Below are 16,781 nucleotides of genomic sequence, written 5' to 3'. Positions count from 1 at the left end.
TTAGGCCCCGATGCCCTTCAGCGCCGGATAGGCGGCCCTGTAGAGGGCGGCCTTCTCGGCATAGCGCGCCGCCAGCTGCGGATCGGGGGCGATCTCTGCGGCGATTGCGGGGGCCGAGAACAGCTCGGCATCGGTGCGATCCAGCGCGGCGGCGGCGGCCAGTTTCGCCGCCCCGAAGGCGGCGCCGAAATCGCCATCCTGCGGCAGCAGCAGGCGCAGCCCGGTGATCGCCGCCATCAGCTCTAGCCAGGGGCGCGAACGGGCACCGCCGCCGACCGCATAGGCCGCCTCCAGCCCGCTGCCCGCCACACCCAGGACGCGGACACAATCGGCAAAGGCCAGGGCCACCCCCTCCATCACCGCCTGCACCAGCTCGGCCCGGTCCACGTCGCGGCGCAGCCCCAGCAGGGCGCCCGCCGCCGCCGGATCGTTCAAGGGCGTGCGCTCGCCCGAGAGATAGGGCAGGAAGGTCGGCCGGGCCGGGGCAGTGATCTGCTGCGGCATGGCGGCGGCCAGATCGGGCACCGTGGTGCCGGTGACCTCGGCCAGCCAGCTAAGGGAATCGCTGGCCGACAGGATCACCCCCATCTGGTGCCAGGTCTCGGGCACCGCGTGACAGAAGCTGTGCACCGCGTCGCCCGTATTGGGCTGGTAGTGATCGCTGGCGGCAAAGAGCACACCCGAGGTGCCCAGCGACAGGAAGCCGGTGCCGGGGGTCATGACCCCCATGCCGCAGGCGGTGGCGGCATTGTCGCCCGCCCCGCCCGCCACCGGCACCCGCGCGGGCGTGCCCCAGGCGCGGGCCAGATCGCCGCGCAGATGGCCCGACACGTCGGACCCTTCGACCAGCCCCGGCATCTGCGCCCGGCTCAGCCCCGTGGCCGCCAGCAGGTCGTCGGACCAGTCGCGCGCGCCCACATCCAGCCACAGGGTGCCCGCCGCATCCGACATCTCGCTCATATGCTCGCCGGTCAGCCACAGGCGCAGGTAGTCCTTGGGCAAGAGGACGCGGGCGGTGCGCTCGAAGATCTCGGGCTCCTGCTCGGCCACCCACAGCAGTTTCGGCGCAGTGAACCCCGCCATGACCAGGTTGCCGCCGATGCGGTGGAAATCGGCGCGGGCGGTCAGGGTCTCGCACTGGGCCGCCGCGCGGCTGTCGTTCCACAGGATACAGGGCCGCAGCACCTGATCTGCGGCGTCCAGCAGCACGGCGCCATGCATATGCCCCGACAGGCCGATGCCGCGCAGCCGCGCCAGCGCATCAGGGTGACGGGCGCGCAGCTGGCCCAGCACATCTTCCGCCGCCGCGATCCACTCGGCCGGATCCTGTTCCGACCAGCCGGGATGCGGGCGCGTCACCGTCAGCGCCGCATGGGCCACCGCCACGGTGGCGAAATCGTCGTCTACCAGCATGGCTTTCAGGCCAGAAGTGCCCAGATCAAGCCCCAGATACATGGCCGTCCTCCGTCAGGGTAATTTGCAGTTTCACGTCGCTGTCCCGCCCCTCGACCGCGCGGTCAAAGGCGGCAATGCTGTCGGCGAAGGGCAGCGTGGCGGTGATCAGCGGCGTCAGATCCACCTTGCCCGAGGCGATCAACGCGATCGCCCGGTCATAGACATTGGCGTAGCGGAACACCGTCTCGACCCGCAGTTCCTTGGCCTGAAGGCCGACGATGTCCATCGGCACCGGGTCCACCGGCATTCCCACCAGCACCACCGCGCCACCGGGGCGCGCCAGGGCCGGCAGGCCCAGGATGGCGGGCGCCGCGCCCGAGCATTCAAAGACCACATCGGCGCCCCAGCCCCCGGTCGCCTTCGCCACCGCCTCGGCCGCCGGGGTCTGGCGGATGTTCACCGTCTCGATCCCCGCATAGGCGCCGATGATGTCAAGCTTGGGCTGCGCCAGATCGGTGACGATGACCCGCGCACAGCCGCCTGCCAGGGCGGCCAGGGCCACCATCATCCCGATGGGCCCGGCGCCGGTCACCACCGCCACGTCGCCCGGCTGGATCCGCGCCCGTAGCGCGGCCTGCATCCCGATGGCGAAGGGCTCGACCATGGCGCCCTCGGCAAAGCTGACACTGTCGGGCAGGCGATAGGTGAAGGCGGCGGGATGCACCACCTCGGCGCGCAGGCAGCCATGCACCGGCGGCGTGGCCCAGAACCGCACCGCCGGGTCGACGTTGTAGATCCCCAGCTTGGCGGCGCGAGAGCGGGCATTGGGGATCCCCGGCTCCATGCAGACGCGGTCGCCCGGTTTCAGGCCCTGCACCTGCGATCCGCACTCCAGCACCACGCCCGAGGCCTCGTGGCCCAGCACCATGGGCGCCTCGACCGCGAAGGGGCCGATGCGGCCATGGGTATAATAATGTACGTCCGAGCCGCAGATCCCCACCGTGTGAATGGCGATGCGCACATCCCCCGGCCCCATCTCCTCGGGGATGTCGATGGCGCGCAGGGACAGCCTGCCCGCTTCCTCCAGCACAAGTGCCGTCATCCTTCTGGCCTCCTCCCTGCCATGGCGCCTCTTATGGCGGCCCCCTCCCCGGGCCCGCCCCCCGTTGCTGGCCCCAAGGGACGGCAATGTAAATGAAAAGCTGCGGCCGGGGGCATATTGTCCCCCGGCCCGCCCCAAGGCGGGGCCGCTCAGCCCGCCTCGGCGGCCAGGCGGGCCAGCACCTGCGGCAGGGCCTCGGGCAGGTCTTCGGCGATCAGGCCGGGGCCGAAGGCGCGGGCGGCCTCGGCATGCAGCCAGGCGGCCATGGCGGCGGCCTCCAGCGGGGCGAAGCCGCGCGCCAGAAGGCCGCAGATCAGCCCCGACAGCACATCCCCCGCCCCGGCGGTGCCCAGCCAGGGGCAAGCCCGGTCGCGCAGGGCCGCATGGACGCGCACCGAACCATCGGGCGCCGCGATCACCGTATCGGGCCCCTTCAGCAGCACCACGCAACCCGCCCGCGCGGCGGCGGCGCGGGTGACGTCGATCTTCGAGGTGGCCGGGCCGGTTTCGGCGGGCGCCCGCAGCGCCTCGGCCAGATCGGGGAACAGCCGGGCGAACTCGCCCCCATGGGGGGTCAGCACCACGGCCTGGGCCCGGGTGGCGGCGAAAAGCGTCTCGGGATCGCCCTCGAAAAGGCTCAGCGCATCGGCATCCAGCACCACCCGCCGGCGGGCCTCCAGCGCGGCCAACACCAGGGCGCGCGCGCGGGCGTCGGTGCCCAGGGCGGGGCCGAGGCAGAGGGTGTTGTAGCGCGGATCATCGGCCAGCAGGTTGGCCAGCGCCTCGGCATCAGGCAGACGGGTCAGCATCAGCGCGGTGATCTGCGCGGCCACCTCCATCTGGGCGGAGGGCGGCACGCCCAGGGTGACCAGGCCCGCGCCCACACGCAGGGCTGCGCGGGCCGCCAGCCGGGCGGCGCCGGTGCGCCCCGGCCCGCCCGAGAGGACCAGCGCATGGCCCGACCCGTATTTATGCCCCGCCGGATCCTTCCAGGCCGCCTGTCGCACCTCGGGCGCCGTCACCAGGCGCGCCAGCGGCCCGCCTGCGCGGGCCGCATCGCACGCCCCGTCCAGACCGATGTCGGCCACCACCAACGCCGGACTCAGGGCCGCGCCCTGCCCCAGCACATGGCCGGGCTTGGCGGTGTGAAAGGTGACGGTCAGATCCACCGCGCCGCAATCCACCCCACCCAGCATCCGCCCGCTGTCGGCATCGAGGCCTGACAGGATGTCCACCGCCACCCGCCGCCGTGCCGCGCCCAGCACCTGGGCCAGGCCTGCGGCCAGATCGCCCGAGAGGGGCCGCGCCAGCCCGGTGCCAAAAAGCGCATCCACCGCAAGATCCGGCGCCCGTGTGGCGACCCGCGCCAGAAGATCGGGCAGCGACAGGACCGCCCCCCGCTCTGCCCATTGCGCGTGCATCTGCGCCGCATCGCCTGAAAGGCGGGCAGGATCGCCCAGAAGGGCCAGATCCACCTGCCAGCCCCGCGCGGCAAGATGCCTTGCCACGACAAAGCCATCGCCGCCGTTGTTGCCCGGGCCGCAGAGAATCGCCGCCCGCGGGCGCTCTGCATCGTAAAGCTCTGGCCAGAAACGGAAAACCTCGTCCACCACGACCCGACCGGCGCGTTCCATCAGGTCCAGCCCGCGGCATTCCTCCGCCGCCATGGCCGCCCCTTCGACGGCCCGCATCTGAGATCCGGTCAGCAGGTTTGACATGATTTCCCCAAACTGCGCAAATTTTAGGCGCATCGCCACTTTTTCGCGCGGCATTTTCGCGCCATCTCTGGCCACTCCCGCCGTTTCACTCTAGCCAATTGTGAGGGCGCTGCGAAAGTGGTCTGACCGATGCGACGTTACTGTGAGGAGTATCCCATGAAGAAGATCGAAGCGATCATCAAGCCGTTCAAGCTTGATGAAGTGAAGGAGGCGCTTCAGGACGTGGGCGTGCAAGGCCTCTCCGTGATCGAGGTCAAGGGCTTCGGTCGCCAGAAGGGCCATACCGAGCTTTATCGCGGTGCAGAATATGTCGTCGATTTCCTGCCGAAGGTGAAAATCGAAGCGGTTCTCGACGACGACCAGGTGGATGGTGCGATCCAGGCAATCATTGATGCAGCCAAGACCGAGAAAATCGGCGACGGCAAGATCTTTGTCTCGCCGGTCGAGCAAGCCATTCGCATCCGCACCGGCGAGACCGGTACGGACGCACTTTAAGAGACTCAAAACCGAAGGGAAAAGGGAATGAGCAAGGACACTGTTCTGAAGCTGATCGCTGACGAGGACATCGCATATGTCGATATCCGCTTCACCGATACGCGCGGCAAGCTGCAGCACGTCACCGTGATGGCCGACCAGGTCGACGAAGACTTCCTCGAAGAAGGCTTCATGTTCGACGGGTCCTCGATTGCCGGCTGGAAGTCGATCGAAGCTTCCGACATGAAACTGATGCCCGACACCGAGTCGGCCTACATCGACCCGTTCTACGCCGAGAAGACCCTGTGCATTCACTGCACCGTGGTCGAGCCCGACACCATGGAACCCTACGAGCGTGACCCGCGCGGCACCGCCCAGAAGGCCGAAGCCTACCTGAAGGCCTCGGGCATCGGCGACACCGCCTTCATGGGCCCGGAAGCTGAATTCTTCCTGTTCGACAACGTCAAGTTCTCGAACACCATGAACAAGGTCTCCTACGAGGTCGACGCGCTGGACGCCGCCTGGAACACCGACACCGACTACGAGATGGGCAACACCGGCCACCGTCCCGGCGTCAAGGGCGGCTACTTCCCGGTCAACCCGATCGACGACGGCCAGGACATCCGCGCCGAAATGCTCTCGACCATGAAGCGTCTGGGCATGAAGGTGGACAAGCACCACCACGAAGTGGCGTCCTGCCAGCACGAGCTGGGCCTGATCTTCGACAGCCTGACCAAACAGGCCGACGAGCTGCAAAAGTACAAGTACGTCATCCACAACGTGGCCCAGGCCTACGGCAAGTCGGCCACCTTCATGCCGAAGCCGATCGCCGGCGACAACGGCACCGGGATGCACGTGAACATGTCGATCTGGAAGGACGGCAAGCCGCTCTTCGCAGGTGACAAATATGCCGACCTGTCCGACGAAGCCCTGTACTTCATCGGCGGCATCCTGAAGCACGCGAAGGCCCTGAACGCCTTCACCAACCCGTCCACCAACTCCTACAAGCGCCTGATCCCCGGCTTCGAAGCCCCGGTTCTGCGCGCCTACTCGGCCCGTAACCGTTCCGGTTGCGTCCGTATTCCGTGGGCGGAATCGCCGAAGGCCAAACGTGTGGAAGCTCGCTTCCCCGATCCCTCGGCCAACCCCTACCTGTGCTTCGCAGCCCTGCTGATGGCTGGCCTCGACGGGATCAAGAACAAGATCCACCCCGGCGAAGCCATGGACAAGAACCTGTACGACCTGCCGCCCGAAGAGCTGGCCGACATCCCGACCGTCTGCGGCTCGCTGCGCGAAGCCCTGGAAGAGCTGGAAGCCGACATGGACTTCCTGCTGGCCGGCGACGTCTTCACCAAGGACCAGATCGAAGGCTACATCGGCCTGAAGATGGAAGAGCTGGAAATGTACGAGCACACCCCGCACCCGGTGGAATACGCTCTGTACTACTCCTGCTGATCCCTCTGACCGGGACAGTGACGGAAGGGGCGCCCATCGGGCGCCCCTTTTGCTTGTGGCCCCTCGGGGGCGCTGCGGCCCCCCTGCCCTTTGAGGCTCTGCTGCGCCCAGGACACGCGTCAAGGGCTGCCCTGCCGGTCGCTGACGCCGCTGCAACAGCCCGTCAGAGGGCCGGTACGCCCGCAGGCCGATGCAGGCCGCCGTGCGACCCAGGCAGCGCGCGTCTGACGCCGAACCGGGGCGCCCGCCCGTCTCGCCCTTCGGACAGCGCGGGCGCAAGCGGAGGGGGCCTTCCTATCCCTATGGATAGGGCCCCGCTCCCTCCGCGCTCTTGCGATGCCCGATGGCGTCAGGGCCCGAAAAAGCCGATGCGCCTTAGCGCCAAACCCGACAAATTCGTTAACATGGCCGCCCCATTTCCGCCTTATTCCGGCGCATTCGGGCGCGTTGAGGGCCTCAACCCGCCCAGACAGGTCGCAATTCACCCGTTGAACGGGTGACCAAAACTAGCGGGAATCGCACTTCGGGGGCACATCTTTGGCCTAAGCCCCTGTATACAAGGCTTTCCAGGTGGATTGCGGCAAAATCAGGGCATAACCGCCCCATAAACGCCGCACTGTGGCGCAACCTGGGCCATGCGCCACGAAATTTCCTAACCAAACCTTAATTTCCCGGGTTTCCGTCCAACTTCCTCCTGATTCGCCGCGCAGAGTGACACACATCGAGAGCAAACCACCGAAAGACAGTCCCATGTCTCACTCCGCCCAATGCCACCAAGCTGGCCTGATCTTCACTGACGACAGTGACGTGACCGTCGAACAACTGCTGGACCCGGTCAAAGCCGTGCTGAAGGCCTTCGGTCAGCAGGGCGATGTCGTGCAGGTCGATTTCGACCAGGCCGCCGTCGCCTCGCAATCCGTGCTGGTCGAGTTGCAGATCTTCGACGCCCCCGAGGCCGACCCCGATACCCTGCGTGTCCTCTCCTCGGGGCCGCGCACCCATCTCAGCGAGGCCTCGCGCCAGGCGCTGGAAAGCCCGACCTTCTGGATCCACGTCTCGGTCTGCGACACCGCCTATGACGACGGTCGCCACCCCGAGGCCTCGAAGGCGATGCTGGCCGAGGTGGTGCACCGCCTGATCGCCGAGACCGGTGCGCCCTTCGTGCAATGGCTCGACCGCGAGACCGTGCTGACCTCGGCCCGCTTCCAGTCGGCCTTTACCCCGATCTCGACCCGCGAGACCGACCTCAGCCCGCTGGATCACCCGATGCATCCCGACCGCGCCGGCGGCCTGGCCAGTTCCATGGCCTCGACCCCGGTCCGGCCCAGCGTCGCCGCCGCCGTCTTCCCCGAGATCCAGTCGGAAACCGGCCACCTGGACGCCCGTTTCGACGCCCTGCGCGAAGAGCTGAAGGCGCGCCGCCAGAACACCTGGGTCGGCACCGATCCCGCCGGGGTCACCGGCCGCTCGATGGCGACCGAGGACGAGCTGCGCGAGGTCTTCCGCGCCGATCTGGAGCTGGAGGACGAGGATCCCAAGCGGCTGGAACACAAGGTGGCGACCTATACGGTCAATGCCACCGTGGCGCTGATCAACCCGCCGGTTGCGGGGGCCCTGCTGGCCTACAACATGATCAAGGGCGAGGATTTCCGCATCTCCACCCATGCCATGACCCTGTCGACCGTCTTCGCCATAGTGGGCACCGGCGCGTCCCAGGCTGTCGCCGATACCCTGGCCTGGCTGCCCCTGCTCTGAGGCAGGCGCAAAGACCCGGGCCCCGGTGGGCCCGCTCTCGATCGTTCCCTTCCCGACCTTCGGACACCGCCTGCCTCGGCAGGCGGTTTTTTCTTGTCCAGCGGTCCGGCGCGGGCCTCAGGCGCGCAGCATGAAGGTGTGGATGCCGAAGACCACGGCGCGGGTCTCGGGCAGGCGCCACAGGCTTTGCCGTTCGCTGCGGATATAGGGGCCGTCATCGGGGTGACGCTCTGCCGGGGGCGCGGTTTCCGACACCGGGGCGTGCAGCGTGGGCAGGGCATAGCGCAGGCGGTTGGCGCGCCACAGCGGGCGGCCCGGCTGGATCCCGTCGAACAGGCGCTGGACGCGGCGCGCCAGCATCTCGTCATAGACCGGCACCGGCACATGGATCCGCAAGAGCGGCTGGTGGATCTTCTCGGCCAGGGTCCAGCTGGCGGGGAAGCACAGCACCGCGCCGGTCAACACATGCTCCTCGCCACGCTTCTCCATCAGGCAGAAGTCCTGCTGCACCAGCCGCCCCAGCAGGGCCAGGGGCGCCGCGGGATCGGGATCCGCCGCCGCCGCCAGGGGCACGGTGACCCCATCGGGGCGGGTGACCTCCGCCTGGCCCACCAGGTAGTCGGGCCGCGCCTCCAGGGCGCGCAGGACCTCGGCCAGCAGCTCTTCGGCGGCCGGGCGGGCGCTGGCCTCGCAGGCCAGCACCTTCTCGGGGCAGCGCGCCAGCAGCGCCTCGCGCTCGGCCATCTGGGCGGCAAAGGCATCGTCCACCAGGATCCAGTCCGCCGGATCCAGCGGCCCGGTGCCGGGCAGCCGCGCCTGCACGTCGAAGGGCAGATGCCCTTGCAGGATCTCGGGCGCGGTCAGGTTGCCCGAATGTGTCGCCATCGTCTCGCCGCTCATGCCGCCTGCCCTTTTGATCCCTGCTGTGCTGCCGCAGGCTAGGCGCAGGCGCGGGCGGGGACCAGCCCCGGTGCGCGCGCCCCGGGCCATTCGGCCCCGCGACGTTGCGTGCAGGCCAAAGGCGAGGCGCGTGCGCCTCACGCCCTTCTGATCGGGACGGCGCGTGCCCGCGCTTGACCCCAGGCCAACCGCCAGCCCATGGATCGCAGGCCCCCTTTTGCCACCAGCGATGCCAGATGCCCGATTTCCAGACCCTGACCTTCGCCCGCCTGCCCCAGGTGCCCCTGGCCGAGGTCGCCGCCCATATGTCGGACCCGCGTCTGGCCGAACATATGCCGCTGCTGTCCGGCGCCCCCTGGGACGCGCAGACCGCGCGCGCCTTCGTCGCCGCCAAGGAGGCCTGCTGGACCCGCGACGGGCTGGGCCACTGGGCCTTTCTGGGCGACGGGCGCTATCTGGGCTGGGGCGGGTTCCAGAAGGAAGGCGCGGAATGGGATTTCGGCCTGGTCCTGCGGCCCGAACAGTTCGGCGCCGGGCGGCGCATCGCGCGCCAGGCGCTGGAGGTCGCCCGCGCCGATCCGCGCATCCCCTTCGTCACCTTCCTGTTGCCCCCCTCGCGCCGCCACCTGGGCGCGTTCAAACGCCTGGGGGCCCGGTCCCTGGGCCAGATCCGCTATGAGGGCCAGGACTTCCTGAAGTTCCGGCTGGAAACCTCTTAAAGCCCCACGCAAAAGGGGCGCCCCGAAGGACGCCCCTTGCAGATCTCGTGATCCGGCGTGGATCAGCCGCGGGCGCGACCGACCAGCTTCCAGGCCAGCGGCAGCACCAGGGCGGCCAGGGCCAGCTTCAGCGCGTCGCCGAAGATGAAGGGGGTCAGGCCCCAGGCCAGGATCGGCTTGTCCCAGCCGTAGAGGGCGCCCAGCCAGGCCAGGCCGGGGATATAGAGCACGACATTGCCGATCAGCATCGCCAGCGCCATCCACAGAACCGACCGGTCCCAGCCGCGACGGGCCAAAACGCCCAGCACCACGGTGGCGATCACGTAGCCCAGCAGGTAGCCGCCGGTCGAGCCCATCATGTAGCTGACGCCGTTCAGATCGGCGGTCGAGCTTTGGAACACGTCGAAGCCCAGCATCCCGATCAGCATGTAGCCCATGATCGTGGCCAGGCCGAGGCGCGGGCCATAGGCGGCGCCGAGACCCAGAACGGCGAAGGTGCCCATGCCGATGGCGACGGGCGAGCCGGGAACCGGCACCTGGATCTTGGCCATCATCGTCAGCAGGGCGATGCCCATGACGACCAGCACGGCCTGTTTCAGACGCAGCGCGGCGCCTTCGGTCGGGCCGAAGGTTTCGCTCAGCACCTGTTCATTCATTGCGTGGGACATGGGTTCGTCCTCTCCATTGCCTCCAGTGTCATCCCGTCAGTGATGCCCGAAGCGGCGCCGCAGCGCAAGATTTCAGCAGCCCCCCGCGCCCTGCAAATTGCAAAGCCCCCGGCGCAAAGGGGTGGAAAACTGCAAATTCTGCAAAGTTCGCTTGCCCCCGCGACGCCCGGAATCGCCCGGGCCGGCCCTCAGCTGCGTCGGTGCCAGCTGTCCATGCGGTAATCCTTGCGCGGCCCGCGCACCTCCCAGTGGCTGCGCCAGACGGGCCAGGACGAGAAATCATAGGTCACATCGTAAAGATCCGGCGGGCAATCGTGCTGGGCCGTGGCCCGCGCCGCGTTCGGATCGAAACTGTGGAAATAGCGCCCATCCTCGAACAGAAGCGTGATGCGCGCACCCGTCTCTTGCCAGAGGTAGCGGCGGGTGGCGGTCAGCGGCGCCCCCTCGCCCAGGCGCAGCTGGCCGCTTTCTTCCCAGATCCAGCCGCCCGCGCCATCGGCATGCAACAGCGCGGCGCCGGTGAACCGCCCCGGCGCGCCGCCGCGCCGGTCGGTGATCTGTCGCGTGATCTGCCAGCGGCCCGCGAAGGCCTCGATCCTGCGGGCGGTCATGGCGCCCCCTCCTCTTTGCATTCGACCCGCTGTCTAGCGCAGCCGCCCGCCCCGGCAAAGCGCACCGCGCGCGACAGGCCGAAGAACGGGGAAAAAACTTGCGCCCTCTTTGAACCGGCGTGCTCGCCCGTCCGACTACCGCTCAGAGACCGCCCTAGCCCGGCCCCTTCCCGACCCCGAAAGGACATTGCATGTATCGCCCCACGACCCTGATGACCGCCCTGACCCTGACCACCGCGCTGATCGCCGCCGCCCCCGCCGCCCGGGCGGGCGACCTGGCCGTCGAAGGCTACGCCGGGCTGACCGCGCCCAACTCCATGTTCATGACAAACGAACACCTGGATTTCAGATCCGGCCAGGCCTACGGGCTGGGGGTCTACTACACCGGCGTCGCAGGATGGGAATTCGGCGCCGACCTGATGTATTCCGAGGCCGATTTCGACCAGCCCGGCCCCAACCGGATCTCCTCGACCTCGCTGATGGCGGTGGCGCGGAAGGTCTTCGAGACCGCAGGCCCGGTGGACTATTACCTCGGCGCCGGTCTGGGGGTGATCGACGTGGCCTGGCGCAGCGACGGCCCCTGGTCCGTCCTGGAAGACAGCGAGCGTGTGACGGGCGGCCAGCTTAGCGCCGGTCTGCGCTACGAGCTGAGCCCCGCGGCCTCGCTTTTCACCGAAGCGAAGTATCAGCGCGCCTTCGGCGCCGCCAGGGTCACCACCAGTGACGTCGAGGCCGAGTTCCGCCGCACCACCCTGGCCACCGGCCTGCGCTACGCCTTCTGACGCGCGCGCCCGGAATACCGGGGGCGGCGTCCCGTCCCGCAGCCCCGCCCCCGGTGCAGGCTCTCTTCCGCCCCCGGGAAGAGAGCCGCCCCCTTCCTGCGACCTTGTCTGCAAGCCCCGCCTCGCTTATGAGGCCCCAAACCTTGCCTGGCCAAAAGGACGCTGCCGATGATCCCCCGCTATGCCCGCAAAGAGATGACCGACATCTGGGAGCCCGCCACCAAGTTCCGCATCTGGTACGAGATCGAGGCCCACGCCTGCGACGCCCAGGCCGATCTGGGGGTCATCCCGCGCGAGAACGCCGATGCCGTCTGGAAAGCCAAGGATGTCGAGTTCGACGTGGCCCGCATCGACGAGATCGAGGCCGTCACCAAGCATGACGTCATCGCCTTCCTGACCCACCTGGCCGAACATGTGGGCAGTGAAGAGGCCCGTTTCGTGCACCAGGGCATGACCAGCTCGGACGTACTGGACACCTGTCTGAACGTGCAGCTGGTGCGCGCCGCCGACATCCTGCTGGCCGATATGGACAAGGTTCTGGCCGCGCTGAAGAAACGCGCGATGGAGCACAAGATGACCGTGCGCGTCGGCCGCAGCCACGGCATCCATGCCGAGCCCACCACCATGGGCCTGACCTTCGCCCGCTTCTACGCCGAGATGGACCGCAACAAGGCCCGTCTTCTGGCTGCCCGTGAAGAGGTCGCCACCGGCGCCATCTCGGGCGCCGTCGGCACCTTCGCCAATATCGACCCCGCGGTCGAGGAACACGTCTGCGCCAAGCTGGGCCTGAAGCCGGAGCCGATCTCCACCCAGGTGATCCCGCGCGACCGTCACGCGATGTTCTTTGCCACGCTCGGCGTCATCGCCAGCTCGATCGAGAACGTGGCGATCGAGATCCGCCACATGCAGCGCACCGAGGTGCTGGAAGGGGCAGAGTTCTTCTCGATGGGTCAGAAGGGCTCTTCGGCGATGCCGCACAAGAAGAACCCGGTGCTGACCGAGAACCTGACGGGCCTGGCGCGCCTGGTGCGCATGACCGTGGTGCCCGCGATGGAGAACGTGGCGCTTTGGCACGAGCGCGACATTTCGCACAGCTCGGTCGAGCGCGGCATCGGCCCGGATGCCACCATCACCCTGGACTTCGCCCTGAACCGCCTGGCCGGTGTGGTCGAAAAGATGCTGATCTTCCCCGACAACATGCTGGACAACATGAACAAGTTCCCCGGTCTGGTGATGTCGCAACGGGTGCTGCTGGCCCTGACCCAGGCCGGTGTCAGCCGCGAGGACGCCTATTCCATGGTGCAGCGCAACGCCCTGAAGGTCTGGGAAGAGCGCCTGGACTTCCGCGAGCTGCTGCTGGCCGATGAAGAGGTCGTGGCGGCCCTGGGTGTCGACGGCATCAACGCCAAGTTCGACATGGACTATCACACCAAGCACGTGGACACGATTTTCAAACGGGTCTTCGGCGAGAGCTGATCCCCGCGACAGGATGCGACATACGGCGGCGCCCCCTCGGGGGCGCCGTTTGCTTTTGCGGCGCCGGTGCGGGGGCGGCCAGGGTTGGGCAAAGGGGGTTCTGCCCCCCGCCGCCGGACGGCGGCATGGAAAGCACAGCGGGGGGCTCTGCCCCCCGCCCCGCCTGCGGCGCGGCGCCCCCCGGAGTATTTTCAGCCTTCAGGATGGAAAAAGGGGCGGCGCGCCCGGAATTTCGGGTTTCGGCCTCTTCGTGCTATGCTGGGGCCATCAGACGGAGGATTTGCCATGAAGACCCTGCTCGTCACCACCTTCCTGACCCTCACCCTTTCCGCCCCCCTTCAGGCCAGTTGCGCCTGGAAGGACCAGCAGGCCAGCGCCTGCGCCAAGGGCACGACCTGGAACGCCGAAAGCCAGAGCTGCGAAGCGCTTGTGACCGGCTGACCCCGGCGACGGGGGCGATTTCAGCCTTTCTTCACCCTTCCCTGATTAGCTGCGTCCCGGACGCGACATGAGGGGATTATGGGCGATCTGGCACCGCTGGCGCAGTTCGCGCCGCCGACCTCGGGCGCACCGGGGCGGATGACACGCAAACAGAAGGCGGCGGTGATCGTGCGCCTGCTGCTCAGCCGCGGCCTGGACGTGCCGCTGAAAGAGCTGCCGGAGGAGGTTCAGGCCGAGCTGACGCTGCTTCTGGGCACCATGCGCCATATCGACCGCAGCACCCTGTCTGGCGTGGTGGACGAATTCGTCGAAGAGCTGGAGGCCCTGGGGCTGACCTTCCCGCGCGGCGTGGCGGGCGCCCTGTCGGTGCTGGACGGCAAGATTTCCCCCCATACCGCCGCGCGGCTGCGCAAGGAGGCCGGGGTGCGCCAGACCGGTGACCCCTGGGACCGGGTGCGCGCGCTGGATCTGAAGAAGCTGCTGCCGATCGCCGAGGCCGAATCGATCGAGATCGCCGCGGTGATGCTGTCGAAGCTCGACACCGGCAAGGCCGCCGAACTGCTGTCGAAACTGCCCGGGCCACGGGCGCGGCGCATCACCTATGCGATCTCGCTGACCTCGGGCATCTCGCCCGAGGCGCTGGACCGCATCGGCCTGTCCCTAGCCAGCCAGCTGGACGCCCAGCCCGACAGCGTCTTCGACAAGGATCCCGTGGAACGGGTGGGCGCGATCCTGAACTTTTCCACCGCCGCCACCCGCGACGACGTGCTGGAAGGCCTGGACGAGACCGACAGCGATTTCGCCGAAAGGGTGCGCAAGGCGATCTTCACCTTCACCAACATTCCCGCCCGCGTCGCCCCGCGCGACATTCCCAAGGTGGTGCGCCAGGTGGATCCGATCATGCTGGTCACCGCCCTGGCGGCCTGTAACGGCGCCGAGGAAACGGCGACGGCAGAGTACGTGCTGGGCAATATGTCGGCCCGCCTGGCCGACAGCCTGCGCGAAGAGGTGAACGACCGGGGCAAGGTGAAACCAAAAGACGCCGAAGAGGCGATGAATGCCGTTGTCTCGGCCATCCGCGACCTGGAGGCCGCGGGCGAGCTGCTGCTGCTGGCGGGTGACGACGAGGAGGAGGGCTGAGCGGACGGCGGGCCACGGAACAGGCCGGGTTCACGGATTACCCGCAGCGCCCGGTGACACCTGACCCGAGGGGCGCGACAGCGCCATGGGCGCAACCGGTCAAGGGCGATAGCCCCGGGACGAGGCGGACCCCGGGGCTGGCCGGACGGCGGGGCAAAGCCCCCGACGGATGCAGCGGCCATCCTGTGGTGCGGGGATCGGCGGCCAGCGGACAATGTCCCGGGGGGTGTTGCGATGAACGGGCAGCGGGCCGGGCCGGTTCCGGCGAAACAGGCGGGGGCGCCCGGCGGGTGCAGCGGTCTTCATGGGAGGCAGGCTTTGCCGCCATCAGGCGCCGCCCCGTGGCATGTCATGCGAAACAGGCAGCGCGCCGCGAATTTTCCGGCGGATCAGACCCTGGCGCGCAGCCGGTCTCGGACCAGGCGGTTCCCGGCACAGCAGCGACAAACCGCGCCGCCGGGTCACGCCCTAGAAAGAGATCGCCCGGGCATAGAAGATGTCCCAGGTCTTGCAGGACCGACGCGCATCAAAAGCCAGCGCATCATCGCACCAGCCCAAAGCCTGATCTTCCGTGGACAGGTCCATCAGTTCGGCCGAGACCTCGACGCGCTCGCCCGGCAGCAACCAGGTGCTGGCATTGCTGCGGGCAGTGGCCACCTCGCCTGCCTCGTCGTAGCGATATACCATAAGGTTCACCTGGGAGATGATCCGATCCGAGAAGGTCGAAGAGATCGTCGCCGTCATGGTCCGGCCCTGCGAGCGCGCCACGCCTTGCAGATGCTCCAGCTCCCGGGGGGTCATCGGCTGCTGGTGTTTGCTGACGCAGATCGCCCGGACGTCCTCCCGGTCCAGAAAGGACGAGGCGTTGGCCTCCATACAGGCATCAAGGCCACGCAGGCTGCCCTGAAACAGGCTTTCGACCACTACCGCCACCGGCTTGCAGCCCCCGAGGGCGCCGAGCAGAAGCACGGCGGCGCAAAGAGAAAATCTCGACATTTCAATTGGTCCCAAGTCCTGGACGCAGACTGGCGTCGCCCCGGCCCGGGGCAAGCGGTTTCGCCCACCTCGCGCGACGTCGCCCGCCGCAGTGCTCTGGACAGTCCCGCACCGGGCCCCTACCGTCCGCCGAACCTGCAAACCGAGGCCCCCATGTCCCACGCCCAGCCCCAGACCGGCCGTGCCATCCTGTTGATGCTGATGGCCATCTTCTGCTTCACCTCGATGGATGCCTGCGCCAAGGCCATCGCGGCCGAAAGCAATACGGTCATGGCGCTTTGGGCGCGCTACACCGGCCAGGTGGTGCTGGTACTGGCCATCGTCGCGCCCCGGCTGCGCCAGGTGGCGCGCACCCAGTTCCCGAAGTTGCAGGTGTTCCGCTCGGTCTGCCAGCTGACCGCCACCTCGGCCTTCTTCCTGGGGCTGAACCACCTGGGCCTGGCGGAAAGCACGGCGATCATGGATGTGAACCCGCTGCTGATCACCCTGGGCGCGGCGCTGTTTCTGGGCGAAAGGCTGGGCCCGCGCCGCCTGATGGCCATCGGGGCGGCGCTGATCGGGGCGATGATCATCATCCGCCCGGGCAGCGCGGTCTTCTCTCCCGCCGCCCTCTTTCCGCTGACCGCCGCGCTGGCCTATGCGGGCTTCTCGCTGGCCACCCGCTATATCGGCCACCGCGAGGATCCCTGGACCTCGCTGCTCTATTCGGCCCTGCTGGGCTCGGTGGTGCTCTCGGCACTGCTGCCGGCCTATTGGGATCTGCCGTCGCTCAAGGTGGCGCTGCTGATGCTGGCGCTGGCGGGGCTGGGCACCACGGCGCAGCTGCTGCTGATCCGCTCGCTGTCGCTGGGCGAGGCGGCGATGCTGGCGCCCTTCTCCTACGCCGGGCTGATCTCGGCCACCTTCTGGGGGATCGTCGTCTTCGGTGAATACCCCGACCGGGCGACGGTGATCGGTGCGCTTGTGATCGTCAGCGCCGGGGTCTATGTCTGGCACCGCGAAACCCGCGCCGCCCGCGCCCCTGCCCTGGCCGAGGTCAAGGCCGCCCCGGCACCGGAAACCCCGGTTCTGCCGGATCCGCCAGAGCCGCGTCGCTGACCCGGCGCCACGCTGGCGCCGTACCGGAGAAAGCAAGAGACCCCCTGCCCC

General features: G+C 68.3%; 16 protein-coding genes. 9 read left to right on the top strand and 7 right to left on the bottom strand.

What is annotated here, in order from left to right; all coding sequences use genetic code 11:
* From xylB to ACRARE_RS17050, 3 genes are all read right to left on the bottom strand, one after another.
* Window positions 1–1,455, bottom strand: a complete 1,455-nt coding sequence (gene xylB / locus ACRARE_RS17060) for a xylulokinase (protein ID WP_432657661.1) — start codon at window positions 1,453–1,455, stop codon at window positions 1–3.
* Window positions 1,439–2,497, bottom strand: coding sequence for an NAD(P)-dependent alcohol dehydrogenase (locus tag ACRARE_RS17055; protein WP_432657660.1), 1,059 nt, complete (start codon window positions 2,495–2,497; stop codon window positions 1,439–1,441). The genes xylB and ACRARE_RS17055 overlap by 17 nt, the downstream gene beginning before the upstream one ends.
* Before the next feature lie 149 nt (window positions 2,498–2,646).
* Window positions 2,647–4,215: an NAD(P)H-hydrate dehydratase gene (locus ACRARE_RS17050; protein WP_432657659.1), complete on the bottom strand. Its 1,569-nt coding sequence runs from the start codon at window positions 4,213–4,215 to the stop codon at window positions 2,647–2,649.
* A 156-nt stretch (window positions 4,216–4,371) separates the two neighbouring features.
* Here ACRARE_RS17050 and ACRARE_RS17045 point away from each other — a divergent pair, with 156 nt between their 5' ends.
* From ACRARE_RS17045 to ACRARE_RS17035, 3 genes are all read left to right on the top strand, one after another.
* Window positions 4,372–4,710: a P-II family nitrogen regulator gene (locus ACRARE_RS17045; RefSeq protein WP_432657658.1), complete on the top strand. Its 339-nt coding sequence runs from the start codon at window positions 4,372–4,374 to the stop codon at window positions 4,708–4,710.
* A 27-nt stretch (window positions 4,711–4,737) separates the two neighbouring features.
* Window positions 4,738–6,144 carry a type I glutamate--ammonia ligase gene (gene glnA, locus ACRARE_RS17040; protein WP_432657657.1) on the top strand — a complete coding sequence of 469 codons (1,407 nt, stop codon included), beginning with the start codon at window positions 4,738–4,740 and terminating at the stop codon, window positions 6,142–6,144.
* A gap of 750 nt (window positions 6,145–6,894) precedes the next feature.
* The gene (locus ACRARE_RS17035) at window positions 6,895–7,899 is read left to right on the top strand and encodes a hypothetical protein (RefSeq protein ID WP_432657656.1); all 1,005 of its coding nucleotides are present in this window, start codon (window positions 6,895–6,897) and stop codon (window positions 7,897–7,899) included.
* Between the two features lie 117 nt (window positions 7,900–8,016).
* Here the strand turns inward: ACRARE_RS17035 and ACRARE_RS17030 are convergent, their stop codons facing one another.
* Window positions 8,017–8,799, bottom strand: coding sequence for a heme-dependent oxidative N-demethylase family protein (locus tag ACRARE_RS17030; RefSeq protein ID WP_432657655.1), 783 nt, complete (start codon window positions 8,797–8,799; stop codon window positions 8,017–8,019).
* Window positions 8,800–9,035: 236 nt separating this feature from the next.
* Between ACRARE_RS17030 and ACRARE_RS17025 the strand changes: the two genes are divergently transcribed.
* A complete protein-coding gene (locus tag ACRARE_RS17025; protein ID WP_432657654.1) occupies window positions 9,036–9,518 on the top strand; it encodes a GNAT family N-acetyltransferase in 483 nt (160 codons plus the stop codon).
* A gap of 62 nt (window positions 9,519–9,580) precedes the next feature.
* On the opposite strand, the gene ACRARE_RS17020 is transcribed toward ACRARE_RS17025, so the two are convergent.
* Both ACRARE_RS17020 and ACRARE_RS17015 read right to left on the bottom strand, forming a co-directional pair.
* The gene (locus ACRARE_RS17020; protein WP_432657653.1) at window positions 9,581–10,186 is read right to left on the bottom strand and encodes a biotin transporter BioY; all 606 of its coding nucleotides are present in this window, start codon (window positions 10,184–10,186) and stop codon (window positions 9,581–9,583) included.
* A 188-nt stretch (window positions 10,187–10,374) separates the two neighbouring features.
* Window positions 10,375–10,797, bottom strand: a complete 423-nt coding sequence (locus tag ACRARE_RS17015) for a DUF6314 family protein (protein WP_432657652.1) — start codon at window positions 10,795–10,797, stop codon at window positions 10,375–10,377.
* A 191-nt stretch (window positions 10,798–10,988) separates the two neighbouring features.
* Between ACRARE_RS17015 and ACRARE_RS17010 the strand changes: the two genes are divergently transcribed.
* From ACRARE_RS17010 to ACRARE_RS16995, 4 genes are all read left to right on the top strand, one after another.
* Window positions 10,989–11,579 (top strand): outer membrane protein, encoded by a 591-nt coding sequence (locus tag ACRARE_RS17010; protein WP_432657651.1) that lies wholly within the window; start codon window positions 10,989–10,991, stop codon window positions 11,577–11,579.
* Window positions 11,580–11,747: 168 nt separating this feature from the next.
* On the top strand, window positions 11,748–13,055 hold the full coding sequence (gene purB, locus ACRARE_RS17005) for an adenylosuccinate lyase (protein WP_432657650.1): 1,308 nt from the start codon (window positions 11,748–11,750) through the stop codon (window positions 13,053–13,055).
* A 285-nt stretch (window positions 13,056–13,340) separates the two neighbouring features.
* On the top strand, window positions 13,341–13,496 hold the full coding sequence (locus ACRARE_RS17000) for a hypothetical protein (RefSeq protein WP_432657649.1): 156 nt from the start codon (window positions 13,341–13,343) through the stop codon (window positions 13,494–13,496).
* A 78-nt stretch (window positions 13,497–13,574) separates the two neighbouring features.
* Complete coding sequence (locus ACRARE_RS16995) at window positions 13,575–14,636, top strand: flagellar motor switch protein FliG (protein ID WP_432657648.1); 1,062 nt, start codon at window positions 13,575–13,577, stop codon at window positions 14,634–14,636.
* Window positions 14,637–15,104: 468 nt separating this feature from the next.
* Here the strand turns inward: ACRARE_RS16995 and ACRARE_RS16990 are convergent, their stop codons facing one another.
* Window positions 15,105–15,632, bottom strand: a complete 528-nt coding sequence (locus ACRARE_RS16990) for a hypothetical protein (RefSeq protein WP_432657647.1) — start codon at window positions 15,630–15,632, stop codon at window positions 15,105–15,107.
* A gap of 153 nt (window positions 15,633–15,785) precedes the next feature.
* Here ACRARE_RS16990 and ACRARE_RS16985 point away from each other — a divergent pair, with 153 nt between their 5' ends.
* The gene (locus tag ACRARE_RS16985; RefSeq protein WP_432657646.1) at window positions 15,786–16,730 is read left to right on the top strand and encodes a DMT family transporter; all 945 of its coding nucleotides are present in this window, start codon (window positions 15,786–15,788) and stop codon (window positions 16,728–16,730) included.
* Window positions 16,731–16,781: the final 51 nt, after the last annotated feature.

Source organism: Pseudooceanicola aquaeponti (genome assembly GCF_050897975.1).
GTDB lineage: Bacteria > Pseudomonadota > Alphaproteobacteria > Rhodobacterales > Rhodobacteraceae > Pseudooceanicola.
Note: the sequence above shows the minus strand (reverse complement) of the source record. Positions and strands in the feature narration are given on the sequence as shown.